This window comes from Aromatoleum anaerobium, assembly GCF_012910705.2.
GTDB classification, from domain to species: Bacteria; Pseudomonadota; Gammaproteobacteria; order Burkholderiales; family Rhodocyclaceae; genus Aromatoleum; species Aromatoleum anaerobium.
The window spans coordinates 661,526-677,623 of sequence record NZ_WTVG02000039.1 but is presented as its reverse complement, the minus strand read 5'-3'; the positions used below and the strand labels follow the sequence as shown (position 1 = coordinate 677,623).

Genomic DNA, 16,098 nt, shown 5'->3' with positions numbered 1-16,098 from the left:
AAACGACGGAGAAACGGCGCCCATGGGCGCCGTTGTCGCAAAACCGGGCCGGCCTTACTTCTTGGTCTTGGTCGCAGCCGGCTGCGTGAACATCTGGAACGCTTCAGACGAAGCCCGCGTCATCTGCTCGAAGGCCGAGCGAGTCGTGTCCATTGCGGTCTGGAGCGCGGTCATCGCATTCTGGTCGGTGATCGGCATGCCGGTGAACATCTTCTGCATCGCCTCGAACATGTCCTTGCCGCCGGTGGACAGTTGTTCGCCAACGAGCTTTCCGACTTCGGCCTGCGTGCGGTTCGTCAGTTCCGCCATTTCACGTGCGCAGGACAGCATCTTTTCCGTCGTGCTCTGCGCGTACTGCGTGCGCAGTTCGATCGCCTGTTTCGGATCCTTGACGTTGGAAAGCGCTTTCGCGTTCTCCACTCCTTCTTCGAACAGGCTCTTCGCCACCGCAACCTGCAGTTCCATGATGCGCTGCGAGTTTTCGATCGACATCTGCGCCAGACGCACCGCCGCTTCGAGATTTTTCTTCTGAAGCTCGTTGATCTGGTCCTGTTTGATTGCCATATTCTTCCTCCACGCGCAAAGTTTTGACACTGGAACTACCAAGCGCTGTCGGCGCCGTACATGCGGCACCGCTTCCTCGCTCCGGCATCCGGACATATTACAGGAGGATGGAGTCGGCGTAATACCGCACTGCCTGTATCCGTTGCACCGCAGCAACAGTTGCCCGCACGCTTCCCCTGGCGTTGACCAGGCGTGGTCACCGGCTTTCGCAGACCGTTGACTTTGTTGTCCGTGCCCCCATCTTCGATGGCAATCCATTCAGAACAAGGAACGCCCACCATGCGCTTCGACAAGCTCACGACGAAGTTCCAGCAGGCCCTCTCCGATGCGCAGAGCATCGCAGTCGGCAACGACCAGCAGTTCATCGAGCCCCAGCATCTGTTGCTGGCGATGCTCGGCCAAGAGGATGCCGGCATCGTCTCGCTGCTGCAGCGTGCCGGCGTCAACGTGCCGCCGCTCAAGGCTGCGCTCGACAAGGCGCTCACGCGGCTGCCGAAGGTCGAGGGACACGGCGGCGAGGTGCAGATCGGGCGCGACCTTTCGAACCTCCTGAATCTGGCCGATCGCGAAGCGCAGAAGCGCGGCGACCAGTTCATCGCCAGCGAGATGTTTCTGCTGGCGCTCGCCGACGACAAGGGCGAGACCGGGCGCCTGCTGAAGGAGCACGGCCTGTCGCGCAAGCCGCTCGAAGCGGCGATCACCGCGGTGCGGGGCGGTGCCGGCGTCGGCAGCCAGGACGCCGAAGGGCAGCGGGAGGCGCTCAACAAGTACTGTCTCGACCTTACCGATCGCGCGCGCGCGGGCAAGCTCGATCCGGTCATTGGACGTGACGACGAGATCCGCCGTGCGATCCAGATCCTGCAGCGTCGCACGAAGAACAACCCGGTGCTGATCGGCGAGCCGGGCGTTGGCAAGACCGCGATCGTCGAGGGCCTTGCGCAGCGCATCGTCAATGATGAGGTTCCCGAAACGCTCAAGGGCAAGCGCGTCCTGTCGCTCGACATGGCGGCGCTGCTCGCGGGGGCTAAATACCGTGGCGAATTCGAGGAACGGCTGAAGGCGGTGCTGAAGGAGATCGCGCAGGAAGAAGGGCGGATCATCGTCTTCATCGACGAGCTGCACACGATGGTCGGCGCCGGCAAGGCCGAAGGCGCGATCGACGCCGGCAACATGCTGAAGCCGGCGCTGGCGCGCGGCGAACTGCACTGCATCGGCGCGACGACGCTCGACGAATACCGCAAGTACATCGAAAAGGACGCGGCGCTCGAACGGCGCTTCCAGAAGGTGCTCGTCGACGAGCCGAGCGTCGAGTCGACAATCGCGATCCTGCGCGGCCTGCAGGAGAAATACGAGCTGCACCACGGCGTCGACATCACCGACCCGGCGATCGTCGCCGCGGCCGAGCTGTCGCACCGCTACATCACCGACCGCTTCCTGCCCGACAAGGCGATCGATCTGATCGACGAGGCCGCGGCGCGGATCAAGATGGAGATCGACTCGAAGCCGGAAGTGATGGACAAGCTCGAGCGTCGCCTGATCCAGCTCAAGATCGAGCAGGAAGCGGTGAAGCGGGAAACCGACGAGGCGTCGCAGAAGCGCCTCGTGCTGATCCGCGACGAGATCGACAAGCTCGGCCGGGAGTACGCCAACCTCGAGGAGATCTGGCGCTCGGAGAAGGCGAGCGTGCAGGGCAGCCAGCACATCAAGGAGGAGATCGAGGCGCTGCGCACGCAGATGGCCGAGATGCAGCGGAAGGGCCAGTATGACAAGCTCGCCGAGCTGCAATACGGCAGATTGCCGCAGCTCGAGGCGCAGCTGAAGGCAGCCGAATCCGCAGGCGGCGGCGAGCGCAAGTTCAAGCTGTTGCGCACCGAGGTCGGCACCGAGGAGATCGCCGAAGTCGTGTCGCGCGCGACCGGAATCCCGGTCAGCAAGATGATGCAGGGCGAGCGCGAGAAACTGCTGAAGATGGAAGAACGGCTGCACCAGCGCGTCGTCGGCCAGGACGAGGCGGTGCGCCTTGTCGCGGACGCGATCCGTCGCTCGCGCGCCGGCCTCTCCGACGAGAACCGCCCGTACGGCTCGTTCCTGTTCCTGGGCCCCACCGGCGTCGGCAAGACCGAACTCTGCAAGACGCTCGCCGAATTCCTGTTCGATTCGGAAGAGCACCTGGTCCGCATCGACATGAGCGAGTTCATGGAGAAGCACTCGGTTGCCCGCCTGATCGGCGCGCCGCCGGGCTACGTCGGCTACGAGGAGGGCGGCTACCTCACCGAGCAGGTACGCCGCAAGCCCTACAGCGTGATCCTGTTCGACGAGGTGGAGAAGGCGCACCCGGACGTTTTCAACGTGCTGCTGCAGGTGCTCGACGACGGGCGCATGACCGACGGGCAGGGCCGCACCGTCGACTTCAAGAACACCGTCATCGTCATGACGTCGAACCTCGGCAGCCAGATGATCCAGCAGATGGCCGGCGACGATTACCAAGTCATCAAGCTGGCGGTGATGGCCGAGGTCAAGACCTACTTCCGCCCGGAGTTCGTCAACCGCATCGACGAGGTCGTCGTGTTCCACGCGCTCGACGAGCGGCACATCGCGAGCATCGCGCGCATCCAGCTCCAGTACCTCGACAAGCGGCTGGCGCGGCTGGACATGTCGATGGAGGTGTCGAATGCGGCGCTCGCGGAGCTCGCGTCGGCCGGCTTCGATCCGGTATTCGGGGCGCGCCCGCTCAAGCGCGCGATCCAGGAGCGCATCGAAAATCCGCTTGCGAAGGCGATCCTGGAAGGACAGTTCGGCGCAAAGGACAAGGTGCTCGTCGACGTCGAAGGCGGCCGGATCGTCTTCGCGAAGGGCAGCTGACGAAACCGGGCTCTCTCGTACCGCCCGGCGGCGGGTTTCCTCGTCGCCGGCGCCGTCCCGGGAAGCACGGATTTCCGGCGCTTCGGTATCGTTGCCCGGACGCCGGTCGCCGCGGTGGCCTGCCGCCCGCAGCGATGCGATAATGCCGCCTTTGCGTTTTCGGCGCAGGCCGAACGCCCTTCCCCTGGTTTCCACGGAAAAACACGATGTTTGATGCCGTTCGCAACAACAAGCGCATCGCCCAGATCATCCTGGCGCTGCTGATCGTCCCGTTCGCTTTCTTCGGGCTCGATTCATACTTCACCGACGGGCCCGGCGGGACCGAGGTGGCGACGGTGGGCGGGTCGAAAATATCGATGAATGAATTCGACCAGGCGTTGCGCGATCAGCAGGACCGGCTGCGTCAGTCGATGGGCGGACAGGTCGACAGGGCGATGCTCGAATCGGAAGCAATGCGCCGCTCGGTGGTGGAGAACCTCGTCAACCAGCGCCTGCTGGCCATGCACGCCGCGGACAGCGGCATCATCGTGACGCAGCAGCAGCTGCAGCAGGTCATCGCGACGGTGCCGGCGTTCCAGCAGGACGGACGTTTTTCGCTCGAGCGTTACGAGGCCGCGGTGCGGGCACAGGGGATGACGCCGGCGATGTTCGAGGCGCGCCTCGGGCAGGATCTGCGCATCCAGCAGGTTGCGCTGGCGGTCGGTCAATCCGCTTTCACGGCCCAGGCGTCCGTGCAACGTTTCCTCGAGGCACAGCTCGAAGAACGCAAGGTCAGCGAATTGAAATTCTCACCTGACGCATTCCTTGCCCAAGTCGAGTTCCCGGACGATGCGGCGAAGAAATACTACGATGCGAACCCGGAGCGATTCGAGCGCCCGGCCCGGTTGCGCGCGGAATTTCTGGTGTTCGACGAAAACGCGCTGCTGAAGCAGGTTTCGGTGTCCGACGACGAGATCCGCAAGTTCTACGAGGCAAATACTGCGCGCTTCGGCCAGCCGGAAGAGCGCAACGCACGCCATATCCTGATCGCGGCGGCAGCCGATGCGCCGGCCGAAGAGGTCGCAAAAGCAGGTGAAAAGGCGGCGGCGCTGCTCGCCGAGGTGCGTGCGAATCCGGAGCGCTTCGCGGAACTGGCGAAGGCCGAGTCGCAGGATCCGGGGTCGGCGGCGCGCGGCGGCGAACTGGGGTTCTTCGGCCGCGGGGCGATGGTCAAGCCGTTCGAGGACGCGGTGTTCAGCCTCGGAAAAGGCCTGATCAGCGATGTGGTCCGGTCGGATTTCGGTTTTCACATCATCCAGGTCGTCGACGTCAAGCCCGCGAAGGCCCGTCCGTTCGAAGAAGTTCGCGACGAGATTGCCGAGGAGCTGAAGCGACAGGCGGCGAGCCGTCGCTTCGCCGAGCAGGCCGAGCAGTTCGCCAACCTCGTCTATGAGCAGGCGGACAGCCTCCAGCCGGCCGCCGAGGCGCTGGGCCTCGAGATTCGCCAGACGGACTGGATCTCCCGCGATGAAGGATTGATCGGCGGCTTCAAGAACGAAAAGCTCCTCAGCGCGCTGTTTTCCGACGAAGCGGTGAAGAACGGCCGCAACGTCGAGGCGGTGGAGGTGTCGCGCGGCACCCTCGTGTCAGCGCGGATGCGCGATTTCGAAGCGGCGCAGCGTCTGCCGTTCGAAGAGGTCAAGGCTTCGATCGAGAAACAGCTGCGTGCCGAGGAGGCGAGCAAACTCGCCGTCGTCCGCGGTGAAGCAGCGCTGGCGGCGCTCGCGAAGGGTGAACAGGCGAGCGGGGCGTGGAGCGAGGCGCGCGTCGTGCGCAGGGGAGGTCCGGAACTCGCTCCGGCGGCGATCGATGCGGTGTTCGGTGCCGCGGAGAGCAAGCTGCCGGCGTACGCGGGGGTGGCGATGCCGGAGGGCGGGTATTCGGTATTCCGCATCGAGAGTGTGACGCGGCCGGAACTGGCAAAGGACGATCCTCGCCTGCAGGCCGTGTCGCAGCAGTACCAGCGGCTGATCGCGGAGCGCGATTTCAACGCTTTCCTCGCGTCGCTGCGGGAGCGGTACGAGGTCGAAATCAACGAAGCGGCGCTGCGGACGGCACAGCAGCCGTAACGGCAGGAGGGCCCCTTCGGGGCCGAAAAAAAACCCGGCGCGATCTGGCCGGGTTTTTTTCGCTGCGCGAACCTGCGCTCAGTTTTGTTCGGAGTTGCCCAGCGCCGTCGTATTGAAGCCGCCGTCCACGTACATGATCTCGCCGGTCATGCCGCTGGCGAGGTCCGAGCACAGGAACGCGGCCGCGTTGCCGACTTCTTCGATCGTCACGTTGCGGCGCAGCGGGGCGTTGTGCTCGTTGAACGACAGCAGTTTGCTGAAGTTGCCGATGCCCGACGCGGCGAGCGTCTTGATCGGGCCTGCGGAGATCGCGTTGACCCGCGTCCCCTCCGGGCCGAGGCAGACCGCGAGGTAGCGCACCGAGGCTTCGAGGCTCGCCTTCGCCAGGCCCATGATGTTGTAGTTGGGCATCGTGCGCACTGCGCCGAGATAGGACATCGTCAGCAGCGCGCCCTTGCGGCCCTTCATCATCGGGCGGGCCGCTTTCGCGAGCAGCGGGAAGCTGCACGCGCTGACTTCCTGCGAAATGCGAAACGCCTCGCGCGAGAATCCGTCGAGGAAATCGCCTTCGAGCGCATCGCTCGGTGCGAACGCGATCGAGTGAACGAGGCTGTCCAGGCCATCCCATTTCTGCCCGAGCTGTTCGAACAGGCCGGCGATTTCGGCATCGTTCTGCACGTCGCATGCAAAAATCAGGTCGGAACCGAATTCGGCGGCCATTTTCGCCACACGTTCCTGAAAGCGCTCGTTCTGGTACGTGAAAGCGAGCTCGGCGCCTTCACGATGCATCGCTTTTGCAATGCCGTAGGAAATCGAGCGATTGCTGAGCAGTCCGGTGATCAGAATCCGTTTTCCGGCGAGAAAGCCCATTTTTGGTAATGCTCCGTCTTGTTGAGCGGCCGATTATAGCTGGGTCCGTCGCCGGACGTGTGCTTCGGCAGCCCGGCAGGGGCTGGCATTGTGGCGCCGAACCGTCTGTCCGGTGCTGGGGCGGCGGCGGGCGCGGAGCCGGCCGGCGGGGTGGCGAGCGGGAAACGGGTGCTGCGGAAGGCCATCTTATCGCGAATCCGTGAACGATCCTTGCAACTCCTGATGAAGCCGGAAAATGCCGAGGGACAGCGCACAGATCAGCGTGAAGGTGACGAGTTCGCCACCATCCTCGATGACCGTGAGCACGGTCTGGAAGCGGCCCAACTGCTGATGGATGACGCCGTGCACGATGTCCATCCCGACGGCGAAGAAGAGCAGGAGCACTATGGCGACGAAGAGCACCTGTGCGTCACGCCTGCTTCGCGAATCGCTGCGCAGATAGCCGAGCAGGACGGCAAGCATCGGCAGCAACCCGAGAGTGCTCCACCCGACGAGCTCTCCTGTCGCCACCGATGTGCCGACTTTCATCGCGAAATAGTTCCCCATCGCCTCGTGCAGTGCCATCGAATCGTCGAGCACGGACACCGCGAACAGCAGCGCCAGCATCAGGTACACGGGCTGTCTGCGCTTCGAGTAGGTCGCGAGCAACAGCAGCGTCGCAACGGCCTGCTGGGCATAGCCGTAGCGTTCGGGATAGCCGCCGTCGACGAACGAGAACTTCACGTTGCCGTAGAGCGGGCTCGCCTCGATGCCGTAGTGCTCGGCGAAGGCGTACGCGACAAAAATGCCGATGAAGGCGAAGTCGGCGACCAGCGCCATCGCGAGAAACGCCGCGTCGCATTTTCGTTTCGGCGTCGCCACGGAAACGAGTTGCCGCAGTATCGTGCGGGCGTCCACCGGCCAGGACGAAGGATTCGTCGCGAGCAGTGGTTCAGGTATGGCGTCTTGCGCGGACGGGGGAAGCTGAAGCGCGTCGGGGGTAAAGGGTGAGCGGGACGGATTCGCCATTATTGACCCCCGGAGTCAGCGGAGAACATGGACGCGCCGCTCGGAAACGAGGGGCGCGCGGGTAATGCCCATGAAACAACTGTGGCAAAGACTGGCGTGTTTGCAAGGGGGGGGCGTGCGGGCATGAAGTCCGCAGCTTCGTGTCCGCATGCTTTGCAGGTCGGCGATGGCGAGGTCGGAGGCCGGTGAAGCACCGTACGGAATCTCACTTCACTCTCGTACCGTTGCTGTCACGAGCACACGAGCGGCGCGCCTGCCGCAACGGGTAGAATCGGCCCCATGTTTTCGCGCGCCTGCCTACTGCTGCTGTCATGCGTCCTGCTCGCCGCGTGCGGGCAGGTGTGGAACGACCCCTATCCGGTCGCCGAGCGCGGCCAGAACGTCATGTACACGGCCTTCACCGATCGCCCGAAGCACCTCGACCCGGTGCAGTCGTACAGCGAGGACGAGGCGGCGTTCCTGTACCAGATCTACGAACCGCCGCTGCAATACCATTACCTCAAGCGGCCCTACACGCTGATTCCCGGCAGCGCCGCGCAGCTGCCGGTCGTGCGCCGCTACGATGCGCGCGGCCGCGAGCTTCCCCCCGATGCGCCGGCCGGGCGCGTCGCTCGCAGCGAGTACGAGATCCGCATCACGCCCGGCGTTCTCTATCAACCTCACCCGGCTTTCGCCAAGGCAGCCGATGGCAGTCCGCGCTATCTCGAGCTCGGCCCGCAGGACCTGGAAGGCGTGCGCGGTCTCGGGGATTTTCCCGAAACCGGCACGCGCGAGCTCGAAGCGGGCGACTTTGTCCACCAGATCAAGCGCCTCGCGCACCCGCGCCTGCATTCACCGATTTTCGAGCTGATGGCCGAGTACATTCCCGGCCTGAAGGTGCTGCAAAAGCGCCTTGCCGACGAGGCACAGCGCAACCTTGGCTGGATCGACCTCACCGCGCACGCGCTGCCGGGCGTCGAAGTCGTCGATCGCCATACCTACCGCATCACGTTGAAGGGCGCTTATCCGCAGTTCCTGTACTGGTTGTCGATGCCGTTCTTCGCGCCGGTTCCTCCGGAGGCGGACCGCTTTTTCGGCCAGCCGGGCATGGCCGAGCGCAACCTGACGCTCGACTGGTGGCCGATCGGCACCGGCCCGTTCATGCTCGCCGAGAACAACCCGAACGCGCGCATGGTGCTGGTCAGGAATCCCAACTACCGCGGCGATCCCTACCCGTGCGAGGGCGATCCGGCGGACCGCGACGCGGGATTGCTGGCCGATTGCGGCAAGCCGATGCCGTTCCTCGACAAGGTCGTGTTCTCGCGCGAACGCGAAGGAATCCCGTACTGGAACAAGTTCCTGCAGGGCTATTACGACGCCTCCGGCGTGTCGTCGGAGAACTTCGACCAGGCCGTCAATATGAGCAGCCAGGGGGAAGTCGTGCTGTCGGACGACATGGTCGAGCGCGGCATCGAGCTGCTGACCTCGGTGTCGCCGTCGGTGTTCTACCTCGGCTTCAACATGCTCGACCCGGTCGTCGGCGGTGGCGACACGGCGGCAGGGCGCGAGCGTGCGCGCAAGCTGCGCCAGGCGATCTCGATCGCGCTCGACATGGAGGAGTTCGTGTCGATCTTCCTCAACGGTCGCGGCGTGCCGGCAATGCATCCGATCCCGCCGGGCATTTTCGGTGCGCGTGACGGCGAGGCGGGCATCAACCCGGTCGTCTATGAATGGCGCGACGGCAAGGGCGTGCGCCGCAGCAAGGACGTCGCGCGGCGGCTGCTCGCCGAAGCCGGCTATCCGGACGGGCGCGACGCGAAGACCGGCGAACCGCTGATCATCAACCTCGACACGACGCCGGGCGGGCTCGGCGACAAGGCGCGTTCGGACTGGCTGGCGAAGCAGTTCCGCGAACTCGGCGTGCAGTTCGTCGTCCGCCCGACCGACTACAACCGCTTCCAGGACAAGATCCGCGAAGGCAACGCGCAGCTGTTCTTCTTCGGCTGGAACGCCGACTATCCCGACCCCGAGAACATGCTGTTCCTGCTGCACGGTCCGCAGGCCAAGGTCAGGGAGTCGGGGCAGAACGCGGCGAACTACCAGAACGACGAGTACGACCGCCTGTTCGAGCAGATGAAGGGGATGCCCGACGGGCCCGAGCGCCAGAAGATCATCGACCGCATGGTCGCGATCCTGCAGCACGACGCGCCGTGGATTTTCGGCTTTCATCCGAAAGCCTATTCGCTGCAGCACGGCTGGGTCGAGAACCGCAAGCCGGGCAGCATGATCCGCAACACGCTGAAGTATCAGCGCGTCGACCTCGAACGCCGGCAGGCGCTGCGCGCGCAGTGGAACCAACCCGTCGTGTGGCCGCTCGGGCTCGTCGCGCTGCTGTTCGTCGTCATCGTGGCGCCCGCATTCCTGCATTACCGCCGCCGCGAACGCGCGACCGGCGTCGGAGGCGCCGCCTGATGTTCGCGTATATCGTCCGTCGCCTGCTGTACGCGCTACCGATCCTGATCGGCGTGAACCTCATCACTTTCGCGCTGTTCTTCGTCGTCAATTCGCCGGACGACATGGCGCGCATGCACCTGGGCGTCAAGCGCGTGACGCCGGAGGCGATCGAACGCTGGAAGGCCGAGCGCGGCTACGACCGGCCGCTGTTCGTCAACACGCATGCGGACGGCACGCAGAAGCTGACCGACACGATCTTCTTCGACAATTCGCTGCGCATGTTCGCGTTTGACTTCGGCCGCGCCGACGACGGCCGCGACATCGCGCAGGAGATCCGCGACCGCATGCGCCCGTCGCTCGCGATCGCGCTGCCGACCTTCGTCCTCGGGTTGTTCGTCTCGGTGTCGTTCGCGCTGATGCTGGTGTTCTTCCGCGCGAGCTACCTCGACTTCTGGGGCGTCGTGCTGTGCGTCGCGATGATGTCGATATCGAGCCTGTTCTACATCATCGGCGGGCAGTGGCTGGTGTCGAAAGTGTGGGCGCTGGTGCCGATCTCGGGCTATGCGCCGGGGCTCGACGCGGCGCGCTTCCTCGTGCTGCCGGTGCTGATCAGCATCGTCGCCGGGATCGGCGCGAACGCGCGCTGGTACCGCACGATCTTCCTCGAGGAAATCTCGAAGGACTACGTGCGCACTGCCCGCGCCAAAGGCCTGTCGGAACTGGCGGTGCTGTTCCGCCACGTGCTGAAGAACGCGATGATCCCGATCCTCACCGGCGTCGTCGTCGTCATTCCGCTGCTGTTCATGGGAAGCCTGATCGTCGAGTCGTTCTTCGGCATTCCGGGCCTCGGCAGCTACACGATCGACGCGATCAACGCGCAGGACTTCGCCGTCGTGCGCGCGATGGTGTTCATCGGTTCGGTGCTGTACATCGTCGGCCTGCTGCTGACCGACATTTCCTACACGCTCGTCGATCCGCGCGTAAGGCTGGAGTAGGCGCATGGATTTTCGTTTCGTGCTGTTGTGGACCGATGCGCTGTTCTTCGTGCTGCTCGCATTGGGGCTCGTGACGATCGTGTACGTGCGGCGCAGCCAGCCGCTGCGCGCGGCGTGGCGCAAGGTCGGCAGTCGCGCGACGGGGATGGCCACGGCAACGATCCTGCTCGCGTTCCTCGCGATCGGGCTCGCCGACAGCCTGCACTACCGCCCGTCGCTGCCGGCCGCTGCAGCCAATGGCGGGGAAGCCCCTGCGGATTCCCGGGATGCCGCCTATTCGTCCGAAGTCCTGAGTGCGCTCGATGCGCTGCTCGCACCGCTGCGCACCCGCCTCGAAAAAACCTACTCGGCGCCCTTCGCCGGCGAACTGTACGCGCGCGAAACCGTCGAGCTGCCGGACGGCGAACAGACGCGCATTCATCCCCGTTTGAAATACGGCGCCGCGCATCTGGACGATCCCGAAAGCGAGCGTGGGCAGGACATCGCCGGACGTCTCGGCAAAGGCGCCGCTGCCGCGTTCGGCCTGTGGCTGGTCGCCGCGCTCGCGCTCACCGCCTCGCTCGCGCGACGTCGCGGTCGAGGCTGGACGGAAGCCGCCTCCGCGCTCGTCCGCGGCGAAACGGTGCTCGCGTGGCGGGCCGCGCTCTTCACGCTCGGCGCGATCCTGCTCGTGGCTGGCGCTGCAGTCGCGCTCGGCTCGCACTACCACGTGTTCGGCACCGACAAGGTCGGCCAGGACGTGCTCTACCTGTCGCTGAAGAGCGTGCGCACGGCCCTGATCATCGGCACGCTGACGACGCTGGTGATGCTGCCGTTCGCGGTTGCGCTCGGCATCATGGCGGGCTACCTCGGCGGCTGGGTCGACGACGTCATCCAGTACCTCTACACGGTGCTCAACGCGATCCCCGGCGTGCTGCTGATCGCCGCGGCGGTGCTGATGATGCAGGTCGTCATCGATACCAACCCGCAGTGGTTCGCGACCGCCGCCGAGCGCGCCGATGCACGGCTGCTGGCGCTGTGCCTGATCCTCGGCATCACCAGCTGGACCGGCCTGTGCCGGCTGCTGCGCGGCGAGACGCTGAAGCTGCGCGAGCTCGACTACGTGCATGCGGCGCGCGCGTTCGGGGTCGGCACGGCGGCGATCCTGCGCCGCCACATCCTGCCGAACGTCATGCACATCGTGATGATCGCCCTCGTGATGGATTTCTCCGGGCTGGTGCTCGCCGAGGCGGTGCTGTCCTACGTCGGCATCGGCGTCGACCCGGGCACGATCAGCTTCGGCACGATGATCAACATGGCGCGCGCCGAGCTTGCCCGCGAGCCGATGGTGTGGTGGTCGCTCCTCGCGGCGTTCGCGTTCATGTTCGTGCTCGTGCTGTCGGCGAACCTGTTCGCCGACGTCGTGCGCGACGCGTTCGATCCGCGGCGCGGCTGAGGTTCGCAGCGCGGCTGAAGTTCGCAGCGCGGCTGAAGTTCGCAGCGCCGCCGCCCCGTTCTTCTCGTCCGGCGCCGCGGTGGTCCAGGCTTCCCGGGAACGTCGATTGCTGCGCGTTTATTCCCGTTCCCGGCGCGCGCAATCCGGCCTTCGCCGGCCGCACGCCCTTGCCGCATGCAGGAGAGCAATCATGCCCAGGGTGGTCTGGAAAGGCGCCATCGCCTTCGGTCTGGTTCATGTCCCGGTCGCTCTTTACCCCGCGAGCACTGCGAACCGGCTCGATCTCGATCTGCTCGATCGCCGCGATTTCGCGCCGGTCGGCTACCAGCGCATCAACAAGCGCACCGGTGAACCGGTGTCGCCGTCGGACATCGTCAAGGGTTATCAGTACGAGGATGGCCAGTACGTCGTCGTCACCGACGAGGACTTCCGCGAGGCGAACGTCGAAGCGACGCAGACAGTCGAGATCGTCGCCTTCGTGTCGCAGGACGACATCCCGCCTTACTACTTCGACACGCCGTACTACCTCGAGCCCGGGCGCCGCGGCGAAAAAGGCTATGCGCTGCTGCGCGAGACCTTGCGACGCACCGCACGCGTCGGGCTCGCGCTGGTCGTGATCCGCAGCCGCCAGCATCTGGCCGCCGTGATCCCGGTCGGCGCGGTGCTGCTGATGAACACGCTGCGCTTCGCCGACGAGATCCGCTCGATGGACGAACTGAAGCTGCCGGGCGAAGACATCAAGACGCTCGGCGTGAGCGCGCGGGAGCTCGACATGGCCGAGCGCCTCGTCGAAGGCATGGTCGAGGACTGGGCGCCCGAGCAGTACCGCGACACTTATCGCGACGACCTGATGGCGCGCATCGAGGCCAGGATCGAGTCCGGGCGCACGCACGTCCTCGCCGAGACGCCGGCGAAGGAGCCGGCCGAGGCCGGAGCCGAGGTCGTCGACCTGATGGCGCTGCTCAAGCGCAGCCTCGAAGGACGATCCCCCAAGCGCACAGGTGGCAAGGCGCGCAGCGAAAATGAGGAGGAGGGGGCCGTCGCCGACGAGGATTCTGCGCCGCCACCGTCGCGCACCGCTGCGCGCAAGTCCGCGGCGAGCGGGGCGTCGGTGACGAAACCGCCTGCTGCCGGACGGAGCGCTCGCGCGCGGACGACTGCGTCCCGCAATCCCGCCGGCGAGCCGGGCAAGGACGGCGGAGGTCGGTCGGGGGCTGAGACGCGGCGTCGGCGCGCATGAAGCGAAGCGAGTCCGGCAAGGCCCGCGGGGGCGATCCGCTTGCGCGCTACCGCGCGATGCGCAATTTCAGCGCCACGCCGGAGCCGGGCGGCGATACCGTTTCGCTTAAAGCCGAAGACGGGCCGACGTTCACGGTTCAGCGTCACGCTGCGCGCCGCCTGCATTACGACTTCCGTCTCGAACTCGATGGTGTGTTGCGCAGCTGGGCGGTGCCGAAAGGTCCGAGCCTCGACCCGTCGGAGCGCCGGCTCGCGGTCGAGACCGAGGACCATCCGCTCGACTACGGCGACTTCGAAGGCGTGATTCCAGCCAGACAGTACGGCGCAGGCGAAGTCGTCCTGTGGGATCGCGGCCACTGGTCGACCGACTCGCCCGACCCCGCTGCCGATCTCGCTCGCGGAAAACTGAAGTTCCGCCTCGACGGCGAAAAGCTCCATGGGGGCTGGACGCTGGTGAGGATGCACGCGAGAGCGGGTCAAGAGGACAGCGAAGGCCATCACAACTGGCTGCTGATCAAGGAGGACGACGACGAGGCGCGTGTCGGCGACGAGGCTGAGATTACCGCGGCTCGCCCCGGCAGCGTCAAGCAGGTCGACGAACGGGCAGGGCGCCGCAAAGGGGAAATGGCGAAGCCCCCAAAACAAGACCACGCAGCGTTCCCCGCTTTCGTTGCACCGCAACTCGCGAGCCTCGTGGACGAGGCGCCGCCCGGAGAGGCTTGGGTCTACGAGATCAAGTACGACGGCTATCGCGTCCTGGCGCGTCTCGAAGCCGGAACCGTCACGCTCTACACGCGCACCGGCCAGGACTGGACGCACCGCATGCCGCAGCTTGCGACGGCGCTGGCGGCGCTGAAGCTCGATGACAGCTGGCTCGACGGCGAGATCGTCGTCAATGGCGACAATGGTTTGCCGGACTTCCAGGCACTGCAGAACGTGTTCGAACAGGGTTCGTCCGGCCGCATCGTCTATTACGTGTTCGACGCACCGTGGCTGTCCGGAGACGAGCTGGCATCCCTGCCGCTGGTCGAGCGCAAGCGCCGGCTCGCCGCTGCGCTCGCCGACGGCGAGGGCGGGGCGATCGTGTACAGCGAGCATTTCGCCGGCGATGTCGGGGCCGCGCTCGAGCAGGCCTGTCGCCTCGGTCTGGAAGGGCTGATCGGCAAGCGCGGCGACGCCCGCTACGTGTCGGGCCGCAGTCGCAGCTGGATCAAGCTGAAATGCCGGCCGCGGCAGGAGTTCGTCATCGGCGGCTACACCGAGCCGGGAGGCGCGCGGGAGGGCTTCGGCGCGCTGCTCGTCGGGCTGTATGACGACGCCGGCGCGCTGAATTATGCCGGCAAGGTCGGCACGGGCTTCGATCGGGCGACGCTCGACCGGCTCGCCCGCCAGCTTGCCGCGCTCGAGCGCAAGGACTCGCCGTTCGCGCGCAAGCCGCGTGGCGCGGGCCAGCACTGGGTGCGGCCGACGCTCGTCGCCGAGGTCGAATACGCCGGCTGGACGCGCGACAACCTGCTGCGCCAGGCGGCATTCGCGGGATTGCGCGAGGACAAGCCGGCCAATACGGTGCAAGACGAGCTTGCGTTGAGACCGGAGGGCGATGCGCCGGGCGAAGTGCGCGTCGCCGGCATCGTCATCACGCATCCGGAGCGCGTCGTGTGGCCGAATGCGGGTCTGACGAAGGCCGATCTCGCGCATTACTACGAGGACATCGCGCCGTGGCTGCTGCCGCACGTGGTCAGCCGCCCGCTGAGCCTGCTGCGCTGTCCCGATGGCAGCGAGGCGGAGTGTTTTTTCCAGCGGCACATGGGGCAGGAGCGGCCCGGCGGGGTCGAAAGCTTCATCTGGGAAGCGTCCTCGAAAGACCGCCGCAGCTATCTGTACGTGACGAATCTCGAAGGGGTGATCGGCATGGTCCAGCGCGGCGTCGTCGAATTCCATACCTGGGGCGCGACGATGCCGCGCGCGGACCGGCCGGACCGGATCACGATCGACCTCGACCCGGGGCCGGAGCTGGCGTGGGCGCGGGTCGCCGAAGCGGCGCAGCTGGTGCGCGGGCTGCTCGGGGAACTCGGGCTCGGGAGTTTCCTGAAAACGACCGGCGGCAAAGGGCTGCACGTCGTCGTGCCTTTGCGCCGCGGTCCCCAATGGGCCGACGTCAAACGCTTTGCGAAAGCCGTCGCGACGCACCTCGCACGCATCCTGCCGGATCGCTTCACCGCGAACATGGCCAAGAACCAGCGGACTGGCAGGATCTTCGTCGATTACCTGCGCAACGACGCCGGGGCGTCGGCGATCTGCGCGTATGCTGCCCGGGCGCGTCCCGGCGCTCCGGTATCGACCCCGCTCGCGTGGGACGAGCTCGGGCCGGAACTGAAACCGGGCGCGTTCACGATCCTCACCGTTGCGGACCGGCTCGCCCGGCTGCGCGAGGATCCGTGGCGCGATTACGCGAAGCAGCGCTTCGTCCTGACCTCCAGCATGTGGGAGGCGCTCGGCGAGAGTCCACCGCAGCCGCGCAAGACACCGAACCAAGCGGAGCAGCGCGACTCTGACTGAAACCCCCCGCGGAACCGCAAGGCCC

Annotated in this window: 10 protein-coding genes; 7 read left to right on the top strand and 3 right to left on the bottom strand. The window is 65.9% G+C overall.

The features are described from left to right. Positions 1 to 54: 54 nt before the first annotated feature. The gene (locus tag GO606_RS15385) at positions 55 to 564 is read right to left on the bottom strand and encodes a phasin family protein (protein ID WP_169118325.1); all 510 of its coding nucleotides are present in this window, start codon (positions 562 to 564) and stop codon (positions 55 to 57) included. Between the two features lie 279 nt (positions 565 to 843). Here GO606_RS15385 and clpB point away from each other — a divergent pair, with 279 nt between their 5' ends. Next, on the top strand, positions 844 to 3,426 hold the full coding sequence (clpB, locus tag GO606_RS15380; protein ID WP_169118324.1) for an ATP-dependent chaperone ClpB: 2,583 nt from the start codon (positions 844 to 846) through the stop codon (positions 3,424 to 3,426). Between the two features lie 206 nt (positions 3,427 to 3,632). Continuing rightward, positions 3,633 to 5,534: a SurA N-terminal domain-containing protein gene (locus GO606_RS15375; RefSeq protein ID WP_169118323.1), complete on the top strand. Its 1,902-nt coding sequence runs from the start codon at positions 3,633 to 3,635 to the stop codon at positions 5,532 to 5,534. Between the two features lie 78 nt (positions 5,535 to 5,612). On the opposite strand, the gene GO606_RS15370 is transcribed toward GO606_RS15375, so the two are convergent. Together GO606_RS15370 and GO606_RS15365 are read right to left on the bottom strand one after the other, a co-directional pair. Beyond that, positions 5,613 to 6,404, bottom strand: coding sequence for an enoyl-ACP reductase FabI (locus GO606_RS15370; protein WP_169118322.1), 792 nt, complete (start codon positions 6,402 to 6,404; stop codon positions 5,613 to 5,615). Positions 6,405 to 6,590: 186 nt separating this feature from the next. Further along, on the bottom strand, positions 6,591 to 7,265 hold the full coding sequence (locus GO606_RS15365; protein ID WP_169118321.1) for a hypothetical protein: 675 nt from the start codon (positions 7,263 to 7,265) through the stop codon (positions 6,591 to 6,593). A 426-nt stretch (positions 7,266 to 7,691) separates the two neighbouring features. On the opposite strand from GO606_RS15365, the gene GO606_RS15360 reads away from it, so the two are divergent. From GO606_RS15360 to ligD, 5 genes are all read left to right on the top strand, one after another. Further along, positions 7,692 to 9,863, top strand: coding sequence for an ABC transporter substrate-binding protein (locus GO606_RS15360; RefSeq protein WP_169118320.1), 2,172 nt, complete (start codon positions 7,692 to 7,694; stop codon positions 9,861 to 9,863). Beyond that, positions 9,863 to 10,840 carry an ABC transporter permease gene (locus GO606_RS15355; protein ID WP_169118319.1) on the top strand — a complete coding sequence of 326 codons (978 nt, stop codon included), beginning with the start codon at positions 9,863 to 9,865 and terminating at the stop codon, positions 10,838 to 10,840. The genes GO606_RS15360 and GO606_RS15355 overlap by 1 nt, the downstream gene beginning before the upstream one ends. Positions 10,841 to 10,844: 4 nt before the next feature. Continuing rightward, on the top strand, positions 10,845 to 12,275 hold the full coding sequence (locus tag GO606_RS15350) for an ABC transporter permease (RefSeq protein WP_169118318.1): 1,431 nt from the start codon (positions 10,845 to 10,847) through the stop codon (positions 12,273 to 12,275). A 190-nt stretch (positions 12,276 to 12,465) separates the two neighbouring features. Then, a complete protein-coding gene (gene ku, locus GO606_RS15345; RefSeq protein WP_169118317.1) occupies positions 12,466 to 13,515 on the top strand; it encodes a non-homologous end joining protein Ku in 1,050 nt (349 codons plus the stop codon). Beyond that, positions 13,512 to 16,073 carry a DNA ligase D gene (ligD, locus tag GO606_RS15340; protein WP_169118316.1) on the top strand — a complete coding sequence of 854 codons (2,562 nt, stop codon included), beginning with the start codon at positions 13,512 to 13,514 and terminating at the stop codon, positions 16,071 to 16,073. The genes ku and ligD overlap by 4 nt, the downstream gene beginning before the upstream one ends. The last annotated feature ends 25 nt before the right edge of the window (positions 16,074 to 16,098 follow it).

Coding starts and splice junctions, on each gene's coding strand:
- GO606_RS15385 (WP_169118325.1), bottom strand. CDS start 564: ATGGCAATCAAACAGGACCAGATCAACGAGCTTCAGAAGAAAAATCTC.
- clpB (WP_169118324.1), top strand. CDS start 844: ATGCGCTTCGACAAGCTCACGACGAAGTTCCAGCAGGCCCTCTCCGAT.
- GO606_RS15375 (WP_169118323.1), top strand. CDS start 3,633: ATGTTTGATGCCGTTCGCAACAACAAGCGCATCGCCCAGATCATCCTG.
- GO606_RS15370 (WP_169118322.1), bottom strand. CDS start 6,404: ATGGGCTTTCTCGCCGGAAAACGGATTCTGATCACCGGACTGCTCAGC.
- GO606_RS15360 (WP_169118320.1), top strand. CDS start 7,692: ATGTTTTCGCGCGCCTGCCTACTGCTGCTGTCATGCGTCCTGCTCGCC.
- GO606_RS15355 (WP_169118319.1), top strand. CDS start 9,863: ATGTTCGCGTATATCGTCCGTCGCCTGCTGTACGCGCTACCGATCCTG.
- GO606_RS15350 (WP_169118318.1), top strand. CDS start 10,845: ATGGATTTTCGTTTCGTGCTGTTGTGGACCGATGCGCTGTTCTTCGTG.
- ku (WP_169118317.1), top strand. CDS start 12,466: ATGCCCAGGGTGGTCTGGAAAGGCGCCATCGCCTTCGGTCTGGTTCAT.
- ligD (WP_169118316.1), top strand. CDS start 13,512: ATGAAGCGAAGCGAGTCCGGCAAGGCCCGCGGGGGCGATCCGCTTGCG.